Raw genomic sequence first — 15422 nt, forward strand, 5'->3', positions numbered from 1 at the left:
GGGATACTGCTGGCAGCGCCCCCTCCGGAAGGAGCACGACCATGGCTGACGAGCCGGGCGACGGCCATCTTCGGCTGGGCACCGCACGCGGACGATGGGTGCTCGCGACCACGGTCCTGGGGTCGGGTCTGGCGATGCTCGACTCGACCGTGGTCAACGTCGCCCTCGGCCGGATCGGGGAGGATCTCGACGCGGGCTTCTCCGGGCTGCAGTGGACGGTCAACGCCTATACGCTGAGCCTCGCCGCGCTCATCCTCCTCGGCGGCTCGCTCGGTGACCGCTTCGGTCGCCGCCGGGTCTTCCTCGTCGGCGTGGTCTGGTTCGCCGCCGCGTCGCTGCTGTGCGGGCTCGCTCCCGACATCGGGCTGCTGATCGCGGCGCGCGGCCTGCAAGGGGTCGGCGGCGCGCTGCTGACGCCGGGGAGCCTGGCGATCATCGCGGCGTCCTTCCATCCCGAGGACCGGTCCGCCGCGGTCGGCGCCTGGTCGGGTCTCAGCGGGATCGCGGCGGCGGTCGGCCCGCTGGTCGGCGGTTGGCTGGTCGAGCTCGACTGGCGGCTGGTCTTCCTCGTCAACGTCCCCGTCGCGGTGCTCATCGTCGTCGTCGCGACCCGGCACGTACCGGAGAGCCGCGACCCGGAAGCCGGCGATCGCCTCGACCTGACCGGCACCGTGCTCGCGGCGGCCGCGCTCGGCGCGCTGACCTTCGGCCTGACCCGCGCCGGCGAGGTGGGCTTCGCCGGCGCAGCGGCCGCGACGGTTGCCGTCGGGGTCGCGGGTCTGGTCGCCTTCGTGGTCGTCGAGGGCCGCTCGACCCACCCGCTGGTGCCGCTCGAGCTCTTCCGCAACCCGCAGTTCAGCGCGGCGAATGCCGTGACCCTGCTCGTGTACGCCGCCCTCGGTGTGATCTTCGTGCTGCTCGTCCTCCAGCTTCAGGTCGTCAGTGGCTGGACACCTCTGGCGGCGGGTTCGGCGCTGCTGCCGGTGACCGTGGTGATGCTGCTCTTCTCGGCGCGAGCGGGCGCGCTCGCGCAGCGCATCGGCCCGCGGCTGCCGATGACCGTCGGACCGCTGCTCGCCGCCGGCGGCGCACTCTGGATGGGCCGGATCGGTGTGGACGCGTCGTACGTGCCCGACGTCCTCGCGCCCGTGCTGCTCTTCGCCGTCGGCCTCACCCTGCTGGTCTCGCCGCTCACCGCGACCGTGCTCGACGCCGCCGACGACCGCCACGCCGGCATCGCCTCCGGCGTGAACAACGCGATCGCCCGGACCGCCGGGCTGCTGGCCGTCGCGGTCGTCCCCGCTGCGGTCGGCATCGCCGGCGACGACTACACGGACCCGAGCACCTTCGACGACGGCTTCGGCGCGGCGATGATCATCAACGCGAGCCTGCTGGTCCTCGGCGCGGTGCTCGCCGTGCTCTTCGTTCGCCGCCCGCTCGCCGCCGCGACCTCGCCGGACGAGCATCGGATGCACATCGAGACGTGCCCGCACTGCGGCGTGAGCGGCACCCAGCTGCACCCGGCCGACCACGACCACTGAGCTCATCGCTGCCGGTAGGTCACCCGCCGCACCAGCGTCTCGAAGGGTCCACGGAGACGGGCGCGGCTCATCCATCCGGCCAGGCCGACGGTCGCCAGCCAGGTGACGAGGGCGAGGGGTGCGGTCGTGGTCACGGTGAGCTCGTCGGAGAGATCGAGCAGGAACGGCGTGAAGGTCACCGCCCACACCGGTGACTGGATGAGATAGCAGGTCATCGACCGCTGGCCCGTGGCCGCGAGCGAGTCCACGACCACACCACGCCGAGGACCCATCCGCTCGGCCAGGAGCGCGATGAGCGCTGCGTACCCGAACCCACCGAGCACGCCGGTGGCGGTGTGCAGCGCGCCGATGCCGGCGAGGGCGTCGGCCCCGGGCACCTCGATCGCCCCGGCGACCGCCAGTGCGAGCGGCTGCGCGCCGACGACCGCGGCCGCGATCCCGACGGCGGCGGTCGTAATGAGAAGCGCCCGGTGGGCGGCGGGCTGCTCGAGGACGCGGCGGCGCCCGACCCAGAGTCCGACCAGGAACGGGCAGGCGAACCCGAGCGGGCCGAGGAGCGCGACGAACGCGACGCCGGCGATCCGGTCGGTGAGCATCGCCGCAGGATCGGCCGGCAGCATCGCACTGTCCGGCCCCAGCGTGGAGAAGGCGTCCGCGCTCGGCAGCGAGGTCAGCACGAAGAACAGGACCGCCCCCACCAGCAGCCAGCGGTCACGCCAGAAGACCGCCCAGGCGCCCAGCAGCAACAAGATGCCGTACATCGCGAGGAGGTCGCCGACGTAGAAGAGGAAGCCGTCGATCACCCCGATGAGGATCAGGACCCCACTGCGCCGCCACAGCAGCCGCCGCACCGCCGGCCGGCCCGCGCCCAACGGGGTCGGCTCGTGCTCGAGGGTCGCCATGTCTTGATCCAAGCGATCCTCGAGTCTCACCGCATCCGTCCAGAGACTCGTTCGACCCCGACTTCGGTATCGGACATGGAGCCCCACGGCGGCGACGGGTCTCGAGGGCATGACCGGCGTGATCCACGGTTACCGAGTTCGGGTGGATGCACCATGGTGGCGTGAGGCCGTGACCTACCAGATCTATCCGCGCTCGTTCGCCGACGCGGACGGTGACGGCACCGGTGACCTCGCCGGAATCACCTCGCGGGTCGACTATCTGGCGGACCTGGGAGTCGACGCGATCTGGCTGTCGCCGTTCTATCCTTCACCCCAGCACGACTACGGCTACGACGTGTCCGACCCGCGCGGCGTCGACCCGCTCTTCGGCACGGTCTCCGACGCCGAGGAGCTGTTGGAGACGGCGCACGAGGCGGGGCTGAAGGTGATCATCGACCTGATCCCCAACCACACCTCGTCAGCGCACCCGTGGTTCGTCGAGGCGCTGCGGGCGAGCCCGGGCTCACCGGAGCGCGAGCGCTACATCTTCCGTGATGGACGAGGTCGAGACGGCGAGGAGCCACCGACGAACTGGCAGTCGGTCTTCGGTCAGCCTGCATGGACCCGCGTCGACGACGGGCAGTGGTACCTCCACATGTTCGACCGGGAGGAGCCCGACCTCAACTGGCGCCACCCCGAGGTGGCCGAGGAGTTCCGCTCGGTGCTGAGGTTCTGGCTCGACCGGGGTGTCGACGGCTTCCGGGTCGACGTCGCCCACGGCCTGGTCAAGGCGCTGCGCGACCAGGAGGTGCCCGAGGGCACAGCGCCGAACTCCGACCCCGCGGTGATGTACGACATCGGTGTCGAGGACGACCCGATGTGGAACCATCCCGAGGTCCACGACGTCTACCGTGACTGGCACGAGGTCGTCTCCGCCTATCCGGGCGACCGGATGCTCGTCGCCGAGGCGTGGACCAAGGGGCCCTCCGACCTGCGGGGTTACCTGCGCACCGACGAGTTCGAGCAGGCGTTCAACTTCAGGTGGCTGCAGTCGCACTGGTCGGCGCAGGAGTTCAACGAGGCGATCCTGTCGACGCTGAAGGCACTGAGCCCTTCGCGCGCCTGGCCGACCTGGGTCCTCTCCAACCACGACGCGGTACGCCACCGCACCCGTTACGGCGACGGCGCCCAGGCGCTGGCCCGGGCCCGGGCGGCGACCTTGACGATGCTTGCGCTCCCGGGGGCTGCGTACCTCTATCAGGGGGAGGAGCTCGGGCTGCCGCACGTCCAGCTGCCGCCGGAGCACCAGCGCGACCCATGGGCCGAGGGCGGGAACGGCCGCGACGGCTGCCGGGTGCCGCTGCCGTGGAGCGGCGACGCCCCACCGTTCGGCTTCGGCCCCGGCGACGAGCAGCCCTGGCTGCCGCAGCCGACCCAGTGGGCGGACCTGACCGTGGCCGCGCAGACCGGCCAGGAGGGCTCGACGCTGGAGTTCTACCGGGCCGCGCTCGCCGCTCGCCGCCGCTACGCCCGCGGAGACAGCGAGATGTGGTTCCTCGACGCCCCCGCGGACGTCATCTCGTTCCGGCGTGGCCGGCTGGTCGTCGTGCTCAACTGTGGGTCGACTCCGACGCCGCTGCCTGACGGCGAGCTCGTGATGTGCAGCGGCGAGAAGCTCGGCTCCGACCTCCCGCCCGACACCGCCGCCTGGCTGCTCGCCGACGGCTGAGCGCCTCCGCCCACCGGCGTCAGCGGCGGTAGACGCGCGCCTCCCACGGCGCCAGCACCGGCCCGCCCTCGGCTCCGAGGGCGACCTCGCCGCGGCACTCCTGAGCGAGATCGCCCAGCTCTGCCTCCTCGCTGCTGAAGTTCGCGAGCACCACCAGCTCGCCGCTCTCGTGACGCCGTCGAAACGCGAAGAGCTGCGGATGGACGTCGTCGAGGAGCGTGAAGTCGCCGTCGACGACCACCGGGTCCTCGTGGCGCAGCCGGATGAGCCTGCGGTAGTGGGAGAGCACCGAGTCTGGGTCGTCCTTCTGCGCGGCGACGTTGATCTCGGTGTGGTTCGGGTTGATCGCGAGCCAGGGATCGCCGGTGGTGAAGCCGGCACCCGGGCCGTCGTCCCACTGCATCGGCGTGCGGCCGTTGTCGCGACACATCGCCCGCAGCGACCGCATCACGTCCTCGGGGTCCTCACCCGCGGCGACCGCCTCGTGGTAGTAGTTCACGCCCTCCACGTCGTCGACCTCGTCGATCGAGACGAACGGGTAGTTCGTCATCCCGATCTCGTCGCCCTGGTAGACGAACGGGGTCCCGCGCTGGAGATGGAGCACGGTCGCGAGCAGCTTGGCCGACTCGGTCCGCCAGCGGCCGTCGTCACCGTAGCGGGAGACGATCCTCGGCTGGTCGTGGTTGTCCCAGTAGAGGCTGTTCCACCCCGCGTCGGCGAGCCCGGTCTGCCAAGCCGCGAGGCGTTCGCGGAGGCGGCCGAGGTCGAACGGGCGTACGTCCCACTTGAAGGCGCCGTGGTCGATCTCGACGTGCTCGTAGTGGAGCACCATGTCGAGCTCGCGTCGGTCCGGATCGGTGTACTTGCGCCCCTCCTCGACCGTCGTCTCACCGGTCTCGCCGACCAGCAGCAGGTCGCGGTCGTACTTGTCGAAGACCTCCCGGTGCATCTCCGCCAGATACTCGTGCACCCGCGGGCCGTCGATCACCGACTGGCGCATGTTGCCGTACTTCTGCCCCGGCATCACCGGTGCCTCCGGCAGCTCCGGGTCCTTGGAGATCAGGTTGATCACATCCATGCGGAAGCCGTCGACGCCGCGGTCCAGCCACCAGCGCAGGATGTCGTAGACCGCATGCCGCACCTCGGGGTTCTCCCAGTTCAGGTCCGGCTGCTTCTTGGCGAACAGGTGCATGTAGTAGGCCGCCCGGCCCTCGCAGTAGGTCCAGGCCGGGCCGGAGAAGAACGAGCCCCAGTTGTTGGGCTCGTCGCGCCACCAGTACCAGTCACGCTTCTCGCTCTCCGGGCTCGAGCTGGAGTCGATGAACCACGGATGCTCGTCGGAGGTGTGGTTGGCGACCAGATCCATGACCAGCTTCATCCCGCGCTCGTGCAGGTCGGCGATCAGCCCGTCGAGCTCCTCGAGCGTCCCGTACGTCGGGTCCACGTCGTGATAGTCGCTGACGTCGTACCCGTTGTCGGCCATCGGCGAGGGGTAGACGGGGGAGATCCACAGCACGTCGACCCCGAGCCACTGCAGGTGGTCGAGGCGGTCCCGGATCCCGCGGAGATCGCCGATGCCGTCACCGTTCCCGTCGGCGAAGCTGCGCGGATAGACCTGGTAGACGACGGCGGAACGCCACCACCCCGGGCCGGTGCGCCGAGCGGGTGCGGTCGGGATCGAGGTCATGCTGGCTCCTGTCTCGCTGTCAAGAGGTCGTCCCCGTGGTCGGTAACCGAGTGGGAGGCCACGCATACACGCTGGGTGGCGGCCGCTACCGTGGCGCCCATGGCGCTGACCCACGACTACACGGTCTCGGTGGAATGGACGGGCAACCGGGGCACAGGGACGAGCGGCTACCGCGACTACACCCGGGACCACGTCGTACGCATCGACGGACTGCCCGACATCCTCGGCTCCGCCGACCGCACCTTTCGCGGCGACGCCGGCCGACACAACCCCGAACAACTGCTGCTCACCTCGCTGGCGCAGTGCCACATGCTCTCCTACCTCCACCAGGCGGTGAAGGTGGGCGTCGTCGTGGTCGACTATCACGACGACGCGACCGCGACCATGCAGACGGAGGGCACCGGCGGCCGCTTCACCCGCGCTGTGCTCCACCCGGTCGTCACCGTCACCGAGGAGTCGATGATCGAGGCCGCCACCTCCGCCCACCACCAGGCACACCTCGACTGCTTCATCGCCAACAGCGTGAACTTCCCGGTCGACGTCGAGCCGACGGTGATCCTCGGGGGACTGGAACGGCCCTAGTCCCCTCCTTCCGGGGGTATGTCCGCCCCCGGACTCGTGGTGATGATGACCGCCATGACTGGTTCGACCGCGACCGACGCCCTGCTCGCCGCCCGGGACGCGCTGATCGCGCAGCGTCTCGACTACACCGAGGCGGTCGAGACGTTCGGCTGGCCCGACGTGGGGGAGAGCTTCAACTTCGCCCACGACTGGTTCGACCCGATGGCGCGGGGCAACGACGCGGCCGGTCTGGTGATCTCGGAGGCGGACGGGTCGCGCGCTGCGTACTCCTTCGACGAGCTGGCGCGGCGCTCCGACGCGGTCGGACGCCACCTACGCCGCCTCGGGGTGGAGCGGGGCGACAGCGTCATCGTCATGCTCGGCAACCAGGTCGAACTATGGGAGACGATGCTCGGTGCGATGAAGATCGGTGCCGTGCTGACGCCGACCACCACCGCTGTCGGGACCGCCGAGCTGGTCGACCGCCTCGAGCGTGGCCGGGCGCGGGCGGTGGTCTGCAACGCCGCCGACGCGGGCAAGTTCGACGGCGTTCCGGGCGACTACGTCCGGATCAGCGTGGGGGAGCACCCCGGCTGGAACGAGTACGCAGCGGCGACCGCCGAGAGCCAGGACCCGCTCGACCATCCCGGCAACGCCACCAGCGACACGCTGCTGCTCTACTTCACCAGTGGCACCACCAGCCGCCCAAAGCTGGTCGAGCACACCCACTACACCTACCCGGTCGGTCACCTCTCCACGATGTACTGGCTCGGGCTGCGCCCCGGCGACGTGCACATGAACATCTCCAGCCCCGGCTGGGCCAAGCACGCCTGGTCGAACTTCTTCGCGCCCTGGCTCGCCGGGGCGACCGTCTACGTCCTCAACTACTCCCGCTTCGACGCGGCGACCCTGCTGCAGCGGGTCCGCGAGGAGCACGTGACCAGCATCTGCGCGCCGCCGACCGTGTGGCGGATGCTCATCCAGGCCGACCTCAGCGGCGGCTGCGGGTTGCTGCGCGAGGCGATCAGCGCCGGCGAGCCGCTCAACCCCGAGGTGATCAGCCAGGTCCACAACGCCTGGGGACTGACCATCCGCGACGGCTTCGGGCAGACCGAGATGACCGCGACGATCGCCAACAGCCCCGGCCAGCCGGTCCGGCCCGGGTCGATGGGGCGACCGCTGCCGGGTGTCCCGGTCGCGCTGGTCGACCCGGTCGAAGGGACCGTGATCGAGGGCCCCGGGGAGGGCGAGCTCTGCCTCGACCTCTCTCAGCAGCCGGCGACCCTGATGACCGCCTACCGCGACGACGAACGGCGCACCGCCGAGGCCATGCGCGACGGCTTCTTCCACACCGGTGACGTCGCCACCCGCGACGCGGAGGGCTACATCACCTACGTCGGGCGCACCGACGACGTCTTCAAGGCCTCCGACTACAAGGTCTCGCCGTTCGAGCTGGAGTCGGTGCTGATCGAGCATCCCGCGGTGGCCGAGGCGGCCGTCGTCCCCGCACCGGACCCGGTGCGGCTGGCCGTACCCAAGGCGTACGTCTCGCTCGCGCCCGGTCACGAGCCGACCGCGGAGACCGCCCGCGAGATCCTCGAGTTCGCGCGCGACCACCTGCCGCCCTACCTGCGGGTGCGACGCCTGGAGTTCTTCGACCTGCCCAAGACGATCTCCGGGAAGATCCGCCGCGTGGAGCTGCGGTCTCGCGAGCAGGACGTGGTGGATCAGCGTCCGGCGAGCGAGCACCGCTACGAGGACTTCTTCACCCGCAGCTGAGACCCCAGGCCGTCCGCCTCCTCAGGGGCCTCAGGGGCGGACGGTCAGGATCTGCGTGCTCACCCCGAACACGCCGCGCTCGTCGTGGAGCACGGTCGTGGTCACGCCCGCGCCCGTGGGGCCGAAGGAGACCGTCGTGTCGAGCCCCAGCCAGCCCTCTTCGGGCGTGCGGAAGAGGTGGGCGGTCAGGTCGAGGTTGGGGAAGCTGACCTTCTCGGGATCGACCCGGACCGCGACGCCGTTGGTGATGTCCAGCAGCCCGGCGACCTGGGAGAGCCGGCTGACCGGCTCATCGGCCACGATCGGGTGAGGCGTACGCACCCAGGAGCGCGCGCGGCCCGGGCCGAGGTCCTCGCGGCGCACCTCCACGGAGGCGATGAAGCCACCCGGCCACAGGCTCGTCATGTCCCACGCCGGCACGTCCTCGACCGGCGGCATCGGCTGGTGGCGGGTGCCGTCGATCTGGTCCGTCGGATAGTCGGCCGTGAGCCAGGCGCGCAGCAGCACCACCGGCCTGCCGCCGTGGCAGGCCCGCGCCTCGACGAGCTCGATGGTGCGGCCGGGCCGGAGCACGCTGACCTCCACCGAGACCGGCTCGATCGGGATCGTGCCGAGGATGTCGTAGCTCATCCGACTCACCTGCAGCCCGTCGTCGCGGCGGGCGTCACGGCCCAGCTCGACCTCGTGGGCCATCACCCCGAGCAAGGTGGCGATGTGCTGGGTCTCGAGGTCCCAGGCACCGCCGACGTGCTCGGTCGGGGTGAAGGTGTGCGGACCTGTGCGGTGCCAGTACGTCATCGGCGACTCACAGACCGAGCAGCGCGATGCTCTGCTCGCGCATGTCGATCTTGCGGATCTTCCCGGTCACGGTCATCGGGAACTCCTCGACGAGCAGGACGTAGCGCGGAACCTTGTAGTGGGCGAGCTTTCCATGAGCAAAGGCTCGCACAGCCTCGGCGTCCAACGGCTCGGCCCCCGGGCGCATCCGGATCCAGGCGCACAGCTCCTCGCCGTACCTCTCGTCGGGAACCCCGACGATCTGGGCCTCGGCGATGTCGGGGTGGGTGAAGAGGAACTCCTCGATCTCGCGTGGATAGATGTTCTCGCCGCCTCGGATGACCATGTCCTTGATGCGCCCCACGACCACGCAGTAGCCGTCCTCGCGCATGACGGCGAGGTCGCCGGTGTGCATCCAGCCGTCGGCGTCGATCGCCTCGGCGGTCTTGGTGTCGTCGTCCCAGTAGCCGAGCATCACCGAGTAGCCACGTGTGCAGAACTCACCGGCCGTGCCTCGCGGAACCACCTCACCGGTGGCCGGGTCGACGATCTTGATCTCGACGTGCGGTGCGGCCCGGCCGATGGTCTCGGTGCGCCGCTCGAGGTCGTCGTCGGTGCGGGTCTGGCAGGAGACCGGCGAGGTCTCGGTCATGCCGTACGCGATGGCGACCTCGCTCATGTGCATCTCGTTGACGCAGCGCTTCATGACCTCGATCGGGCACAGCGCGCCGGCCATGATGCCCGTACGCAGCGTCGAGAGGTCGTAGGAGGCGAACTCCGGATCGTCCTGCATCGCGATGAACATCGTCGGCACCCCGTACAGCGCCGTGCACTGCTCCTCCTGGACCGTCCGCAGCGTCGTGGCCGGGTCGAACCCGGGGCCCGGGATGATCATCGCGGCGCCGTGGGTGGTGCAGCCGAGGTTGGCCATCACCATGCCGAAGCAGTGATAGAAGGGCACCGGGATGCAGAGCCGGTCCTGCTCGGTGAAGTGGATCGTCTCGGTGACGAAGAACCCGTTGTTCAGGATGTTGCGATGGCTCAGCGTGGCGCCCTTCGGGAACCCCGTGGTCCCGGAGGTGTACTGGATGTTGATCGGGTCGTTCGGGTCGAGCGGGTAGTCGACATGGTCGCTCAGCTGCTCACCACGGCCGGCGGCCAGCAGCGCGTCCCACTCCGGCGTACCCAGGAAGACCGTCCGTTCCAGCGTCCCGCAGTCACCCTCGACCTCGGCGACCAGCGCGGCGTAGTCACTGGTCTTGAACGAGGTCGCGCTGAGCAGAAGCCGTACGCCCGACTGGTTGAGCGCGTAGGCGAGCTCGTGGGTCCGGTAGGCGGGGTTGATGTTCACCAGGATCGCGCCGATCTTGGCGGTGGCGAACTGGGTCATCGTCCATTCCGCGCAGTTCGGGGCCCAGATGCCGACCCGGTCGCCCTTGCCGATACCGGCTTCGCGCAGGCCCACCGCGAGCGCGTTCACGTCGGCGTCGAGCTCGGCGTAGGTCCAGCGGCGGCCGGTGGCGATCTCCACCAGCGCCTCACGCTCGCCGTGCAGGGCGACGGTCCGTTCGAAGTTCGCGCCGATCGTCTCTTCGAGCAGCGGGACGTCGATGTCGCCTCGGGCCGACGAGGCGATGGTGGATGAGGTCTCGGTCATGTCGCGATCTTGACCGAGACCGGGGTCACACTCACACCCCCCAACGGGGGTGGATCGCGTACATTTCTTCGGCGGATGCCCTCGAAGGAGGGTGCCCGCCAGTTGTTGCTTGTGATGACGGTCACTTACCCTCGTCATCATGAGCAGCAGCGTGATCGCCGCCGAGGCGCCCTACGACGGCTCCCGGATCGCCCAGACGCTCGCCTCGTTCCGCGCGGCGTCCGGGCTCGACCTCGCCTTCGGCGGTCCCGTACGCGGTGACGGCAGCATCATGGACATCACCGCGACCTGCGGCGCCAAAGGGAGCGCGCTGCGCGGCCTCCGGATCTTCAGCGGGGAGGGGCTCGGCGGGAAGACGCTGCAGACCCTGCAGCCCGGCGCGGTCGACCACTACTACACCGCGCGCGGCATCACCCACCGCTACGACACGGTCGTACGCCAGGAGCAGCTCGAGACCGTCGCAGCCCTGCCGATCCTGGTCGACCGGACGCCGCGGATGCTGATCTACCTGGCCTCGCGCTCGCGGATCGGCCTCGGACCGGTCTGGTACGACTCCCTGCGGCCGATGATCCGTGCCCTCGAGCGCGAGATCCTGATCGACGACGAGGTCCGCAACCGGCTCTCCCGCCTCGCGCCCGCTCCGACCCCGCCGGTCACGGTTCGTCCCGCCGAGCCCGCCGCGCGCCAGGATCTTGCCGAGCGCCGCGAGATGGCCGCCGAGCTCACCTCCCTAGCCGGCCAGGTGGCCGACGCCGAGGTCCGGGCGCGCCTCGAGGCGATGGTCCTGCGGCTCACAGCGGCGCCGGGGGAGCGGAGCGCAGCGCTACCGGCCCCAGCCGCTCCTGCCGTACGCCTCGCCGCTCGCGAGATCGACGTGCTGCGCCAGGTCGCCCTCGGCCACAGCAATAGAGAAGCCGCCGACGCCCTCGGCATCGTGGAGAGCACGGTGAAGTCCTACCTGAAGAGCGCCACCCGCAAGCTCAACGCCAACAACCGCGTCCACGCCGTCCGGATGGCACGCGAGGCCGGCCTGATCGACTGACCGCCCTGATCTGCACTATGACCGAGGGTCTGACCTTGTGAATCTTTCACGAGCTCAGACCCTCGGTCATAGTCCCGGGGGTCCCGTACGCTCCCCGCATGGCCACGATCGGAGTCATCGCAAGCGCCGCCGGCGGCGTCGACCAGCTGTGCGACGAGCTGGTGATGCCGCTGGTCGACGCCGGCCATCAGGTGCCGGTCACCCTGACCCCCACGGCGTTCACCTGGCTCAGCGAGAACGGAGAGGCCGCCCGCATCGAGGCGGCCACCGGCTTCGAGGTGCGCGGCACAAGCCGCCTCCCGTGGGAGCCCCGCACCCACCCAGCCCATCTCGACGTCATCGTGGTCGCCCCAGCCACCTTCAGCACCACCGCCAAGATCGCCTTAGGTCTCGCCGACAACCAAGCGCTCACGGTGGTCACCGAGAACCTCGCGACCACGCCCGTCGTGCTCTTCCCTCTCATCAACGCCGCTCACGCCCAGCACTCCGCGTGGCCCTCCCACATGGCAGCCCTTCGCAGCGCCGGCGTACACCTCATCGAAGGCCCCGACCTCTGGCCCCTCCACCCGCCGCGCCAGACCCCACCGGACCAAGCTCTGCCGTGGCAAGCGATCCTCGACTCCGCTCTTCGAGCGGCGGGCTGAGAACGAGAAGAACCCCGCCGACCAGGCATCTAGCCTGGCGGGCGGGGTTCTTGGTGGTGGACGATACTGGGTTTGAACCAGTGACCTCTTCCGTGTCAATCGAGTTGGGCAGCCGGGGCGCGATTCGCGTCGCTAGGTCAACTGTCCGTGAACGTCCGCGAATGTCGGCAGTTGGCTAGCGTCATTGTCAGGCAGATTGTCAGGCAGACTCCTCGGCAGGAACGCCCCGTGGTGTGGCCCCTAGGGTCATGCGCCGCGCGCACCGATCGTTTTGACGACGTCTAATGCATCGCGAAGCAGCGCGGCTACATCTTGGCCGCTCAGCGCCGACTGGTCGGCTGCGCCAGCACCTCCAGCACCAGCGGCGAACGCGCGTTCGACAAACGCTTGCTTGACACCTTGCAGGACGGCCGGGTCTTGCACGTCTGCGAAGAACGGTCCAATTGCCCTCAACTCGAGTTCCATACGTTTGTTGGCACTGGACTCAGAAAGGAACTGCCCACCTAGGCGAAAAGCAACCGCGGAGGCGCCAACAATCGTCACAGTTGCGCCGATCTTAAGGACAGCATACTGCCAACTGATCGAGTCGTCAGCACCTATGGAACGCAAAGCGAGTATGAGGAAGACGACGCCAGCGATCAGCGCAGCGAGTCCAACTATGCTCGCGCCGATTCCCCAAGCCCAGCGTTGCTTTGAGTGCTCGGCGAATTTTCCGGCGAGAATGTCCGCAGCCGCGAGTCCAGACACCTTCTCTGTGTCGTGGCGAAGTTGATCAATCGCAGCGAAAGCTTCGTTTGCGTCAGTTTCGAGTTCTTGCATGTGTTGCAGTCTCCCGGCGACGATCTCTTCAAGCCTTGATGCCTGGTTATCCAATGCTTCTCGGAATCGATCCTCGCGTTCAGTCTGCTTTGCGGTGAATACCTCGTTATTCCTGGTCAGTGCTTCGTCGAGTCGGGTCTCGTCACTGGTGATCTGAGCTCGAAAGGCATCCAGCTGAGTGTGGACGTCTCGGACATGCTGATCCATCACAGCCTGCTGTTCAGCGATTCGCTGCTGCAAGTCCTGTGACTGCTTCGTGAGTTCTGCGATCGTTTGATCGGCAAGGTCGCGATACTCGTTGAATGTCTGCGTCGCCTGCTTGGCAGCCCCTCCTCGCAAGGCTCCGACGGGCAGGGACCCTAGATGGTGGAGTGCCCCATCAGCGTGACCACCAGCGTTTCCCAGATGGGCGCGGTTACCGTTTGACACGTAGTTTCGGACCTCTTGCTCGACCGCAGCCAGTTGGTTGTTTACTGTGTCGAGGGAGGCTCGTGCATACGGCGATGTATCGGTCGGATGAGCGTGTGACCGAACGGCCGACAAGACGTATCTGAGTTGCTGAAGGAGATCGACCGAATCAGGGTCGGCTCGGTTTGCTGCCTCGGTTAAGAAAGCAGTAAGGCGATCAGCCGTGGACCAGATGGGATGCTGCTCGAACGAGATCTGATCCAATGGGATACCGCCCTTCTTTCTTTAGCCCAACCCAACTCACTGGATGTCACTCTCATCCACTCTCCCGGAGATTGGCTCGCCGATGAGACTCTGTCGAATCATCGCCCTCAGCGAGTTCCAATGCCTGGCGTTTGCGGGCGTCTCGTCAACTTGTACCTAATACTGGGTATGTAGGTACGGCACACGATGTCCGTCGCTGCTGCTCCATTGGCTCGTCAGTCGAGTAGCGAGGTTTCCCGGAGAAACTCTTGCTTCCGCCCGGAACATGCACCGTGAACTCCATATGGTGCCCAGCCCGCGAGTTCTGGGCCGTACCGACGGTCGTTCCGTGCAGACTTGGCCATATGGCATTGCGGAAGCTCCCCGACCTCACCCCCGAGCGCGTGGTCCAACTCCAAGACGCGTTGCTGGCCAACGCGGATGCCCTCCTGACCTCCGCCCTAGCTGTCCTGGACCTGGGCCACGTCGCGCTGGCTAGGTCACTGGCCATCCTGGGCATGGAGGAGTCCGGGAAAGCCATAGCGGTCCATGAACGCCGAGTGGAGATGACGTCAGAGCGAGAAGGCGAGCCCTTCAGTTGTTTGTGGCTGGACGAACTATGGGCCAGCCATCAGAAGAAACTGGAGAAGGTCCACGGCTTCCTTGTCGAGGAGCAATACTGGTTCGGCACGGAGCCCGCCGACCCGGCGGCGAACGCCGCGACCCTAGGAGCCATCAAGGCATGGTCACGCCGCCATGACCGTTCCAAGCAACGGGGCTTCTATGTTGATCTCGGAAAGACTGGAAACGTGCTGGCGCCGACAGACGTCGCCGATGAGCAAGCACTGCGCGAGGTGGTCGCCTACGTCCACCAAATCGGCTGGCAGCTTCGCTTAGGCGAGCACATCGAGGGAAAGCGGCAAGACAAGCAAGAGGCGGGCATGGCTCCACTCACGGAGGACGACCTGGGCTGGATGAGAAGCCGCGACCGCGACGACCTGCCTTCGGAGGTTCGGCGAGCCTTCGATTCCGTGGAGAAGACCATGAAGGCAGGCATCCCCGGTGTACCGCTGAAGAACGCGGCATACCGCTTCAACCTGCCCGACGCGGACCCGAACCCATTCCGAAACTTGGGCAAGCCCGGTTACGAAGCCGAGACGCGAGAGTTGTTGTGGATGAAGGAGGACCTTGACCGGGGGGATGCCCAGAGGGACCAAGAGCATGACACCGGCACTGGCCCTTTGTAGCCGCCGGCGTCGATGGTCGGGCCTGCGGCTGTGCGTCGGGGGACTTTTCGCAGTTCGGTTTAGAACCGCTCGAGTCGGGGTAGAAGGTACGTATGAGGAAGCCTGTGGTCGAGTTCCCGCCGGAACTGTTGGACGATCCGTCGCTGCCGTTGCCGGAGCGGGTGGATCGGATGACGGCTCGGAGCGATCTGGAGTGGGCGGCGTGGCAGGAGGCGTACGGGAACGTACTCGAGTTGCCGTTCGGGATGCCAGTGTTGCCGGTCGATGTGGATGAGCCGGGTTGGTCGACGCCTGGAGAGTGAGCGTTTGGTCTACGGGCTGAGCGCTCCTCTATATTTGCGCGGCGCCTAGGGGACCGGGTACCAGGCCGCACGCTCTCACCCGGAGCGCCTTGAGTCACCAGGGAG

General features: G+C 68.2%; 13 protein-coding genes. 8 read left to right on the top strand and 5 right to left on the bottom strand.

The genetic code is table 11. The annotated features are described in order from the left end of the window. Positions 1 to 41 precede the first annotated feature (41 nt). The gene (locus IEY81_RS01890; RefSeq protein ID WP_189116728.1) at positions 42 to 1541 is read left to right on the top strand and encodes an MFS transporter; all 1500 of its coding nucleotides are present in this window, start codon (positions 42 to 44) and stop codon (positions 1539 to 1541) included. Between the two features lie 2 nt (positions 1542 to 1543). Here the strand turns inward: IEY81_RS01890 and IEY81_RS01895 are convergent, their stop codons facing one another. Continuing rightward, a complete protein-coding gene (locus IEY81_RS01895) occupies positions 1544 to 2443 on the bottom strand; it encodes a DUF418 domain-containing protein (protein WP_229787192.1) in 900 nt (299 codons plus the stop codon). Positions 2444 to 2552: 109 nt separating this feature from the next. Here IEY81_RS01895 and IEY81_RS01900 point away from each other — a divergent pair, with 109 nt between their 5' ends. Further along, positions 2553 to 4151 (top strand): glycoside hydrolase family 13 protein, encoded by a 1599-nt coding sequence (locus IEY81_RS01900; RefSeq protein ID WP_189116730.1) that lies wholly within the window; start codon positions 2553 to 2555, stop codon positions 4149 to 4151. Positions 4152 to 4170: 19 nt separating this feature from the next. Here IEY81_RS01900 and IEY81_RS01905 read toward each other — a convergent pair whose 3' ends face one another. Beyond that, positions 4171 to 5838, bottom strand: coding sequence for an alpha-glucosidase (locus IEY81_RS01905; RefSeq protein WP_189116731.1), 1668 nt, complete (start codon positions 5836 to 5838; stop codon positions 4171 to 4173). Between the two features lie 99 nt (positions 5839 to 5937). On the opposite strand from IEY81_RS01905, the gene IEY81_RS01910 reads away from it, so the two are divergent. Further along, positions 5938 to 6420: an OsmC family protein gene (locus IEY81_RS01910; RefSeq protein ID WP_189116732.1), complete on the top strand. Its 483-nt coding sequence runs from the start codon at positions 5938 to 5940 to the stop codon at positions 6418 to 6420. Positions 6421 to 6474: 54 nt separating this feature from the next. Continuing rightward, on the top strand, positions 6475 to 8178 hold the full coding sequence (locus tag IEY81_RS01915) for an AMP-binding protein (protein WP_189116733.1): 1704 nt from the start codon (positions 6475 to 6477) through the stop codon (positions 8176 to 8178). Between the two features lie 30 nt (positions 8179 to 8208). On the opposite strand, the gene IEY81_RS01920 is transcribed toward IEY81_RS01915, so the two are convergent. Then, complete coding sequence (locus tag IEY81_RS01920; RefSeq protein ID WP_189116734.1) at positions 8209 to 8976, bottom strand: thioesterase family protein; 768 nt, start codon at positions 8974 to 8976, stop codon at positions 8209 to 8211. 7 nt (positions 8977 to 8983) lie between these two features. Further along, a complete protein-coding gene (locus IEY81_RS01925) occupies positions 8984 to 10612 on the bottom strand; it encodes an AMP-binding protein (protein WP_189116735.1) in 1629 nt (542 codons plus the stop codon). 139 nt (positions 10613 to 10751) lie between these two features. On the opposite strand from IEY81_RS01925, the gene IEY81_RS01930 reads away from it, so the two are divergent. Both IEY81_RS01930 and IEY81_RS01935 read left to right on the top strand, forming a co-directional pair. Beyond that, entirely contained in the window at positions 10752 to 11654 is a 903-nt protein-coding gene (locus tag IEY81_RS01930) for a response regulator transcription factor (RefSeq protein WP_189116736.1), read from the top strand. Positions 11655 to 11752: 98 nt separating this feature from the next. Beyond that, a complete protein-coding gene (locus IEY81_RS01935; protein WP_189116737.1) occupies positions 11753 to 12298 on the top strand; it encodes a flavoprotein in 546 nt (181 codons plus the stop codon). A 246-nt stretch (positions 12299 to 12544) separates the two neighbouring features. Here the strand turns inward: IEY81_RS01935 and IEY81_RS01940 are convergent, their stop codons facing one another. After that, entirely contained in the window at positions 12545 to 13789 is a 1245-nt protein-coding gene (locus IEY81_RS01940; protein WP_189116738.1) for an AAA family ATPase, read from the bottom strand. A gap of 344 nt (positions 13790 to 14133) precedes the next feature. Between IEY81_RS01940 and IEY81_RS01945 the strand changes: the two genes are divergently transcribed. Then, positions 14134 to 15015 carry an AbiV family abortive infection protein gene (locus IEY81_RS01945; protein WP_189116739.1) on the top strand — a complete coding sequence of 294 codons (882 nt, stop codon included), beginning with the start codon at positions 14134 to 14136 and terminating at the stop codon, positions 15013 to 15015. A gap of 92 nt (positions 15016 to 15107) precedes the next feature. Then, on the top strand, positions 15108 to 15317 hold the full coding sequence (locus tag IEY81_RS01950; protein WP_189116740.1) for a hypothetical protein: 210 nt from the start codon (positions 15108 to 15110) through the stop codon (positions 15315 to 15317). Positions 15318 to 15422 lie beyond the last annotated feature (105 nt).

The sequence above is a fragment of the Nocardioides luteus genome, assembly GCF_014648595.1.
GTDB lineage: Bacteria > Actinomycetota > Actinomycetes > Propionibacteriales > Nocardioidaceae > Nocardioides > Nocardioides luteus.

Bases quoted from the DNA above. Each gene is read 5' to 3' on its own strand.
- IEY81_RS01890 (WP_189116728.1), top strand. From the start codon at position 42: ATGGCTGACGAGCCGGGCGACGGCCATCTTCGGCTGGGCACCGCACGC.
- IEY81_RS01945 (WP_189116739.1), top strand. From the start codon at position 14,134: ATGGCATTGCGGAAGCTCCCCGACCTCACCCCCGAGCGCGTGGTCCAA.
- IEY81_RS01900 (WP_189116730.1), top strand. From the start codon at position 2,553: ATGACCGGCGTGATCCACGGTTACCGAGTTCGGGTGGATGCACCATGG.
- IEY81_RS01920 (WP_189116734.1), bottom strand. From the start codon at position 8,976: ATGACGTACTGGCACCGCACAGGTCCGCACACCTTCACCCCGACCGAG.
- IEY81_RS01925 (WP_189116735.1), bottom strand. From the start codon at position 10,612: ATGACCGAGACCTCATCCACCATCGCCTCGTCGGCCCGAGGCGACATC.
- IEY81_RS01930 (WP_189116736.1), top strand. From the start codon at position 10,752: ATGAGCAGCAGCGTGATCGCCGCCGAGGCGCCCTACGACGGCTCCCGG.
- IEY81_RS01950 (WP_189116740.1), top strand. From the start codon at position 15,108: ATGAGGAAGCCTGTGGTCGAGTTCCCGCCGGAACTGTTGGACGATCCG.
- IEY81_RS01915 (WP_189116733.1), top strand. From the start codon at position 6,475: ATGACTGGTTCGACCGCGACCGACGCCCTGCTCGCCGCCCGGGACGCG.
- IEY81_RS01895 (WP_229787192.1), bottom strand. From the start codon at position 2,443: ATGGCGACCCTCGAGCACGAGCCGACCCCGTTGGGCGCGGGCCGGCCG.
- IEY81_RS01935 (WP_189116737.1), top strand. From the start codon at position 11,753: ATGGCCACGATCGGAGTCATCGCAAGCGCCGCCGGCGGCGTCGACCAG.
- IEY81_RS01905 (WP_189116731.1), bottom strand. From the start codon at position 5,838: ATGACCTCGATCCCGACCGCACCCGCTCGGCGCACCGGCCCGGGGTGG.
- IEY81_RS01910 (WP_189116732.1), top strand. From the start codon at position 5,938: ATGGCGCTGACCCACGACTACACGGTCTCGGTGGAATGGACGGGCAAC.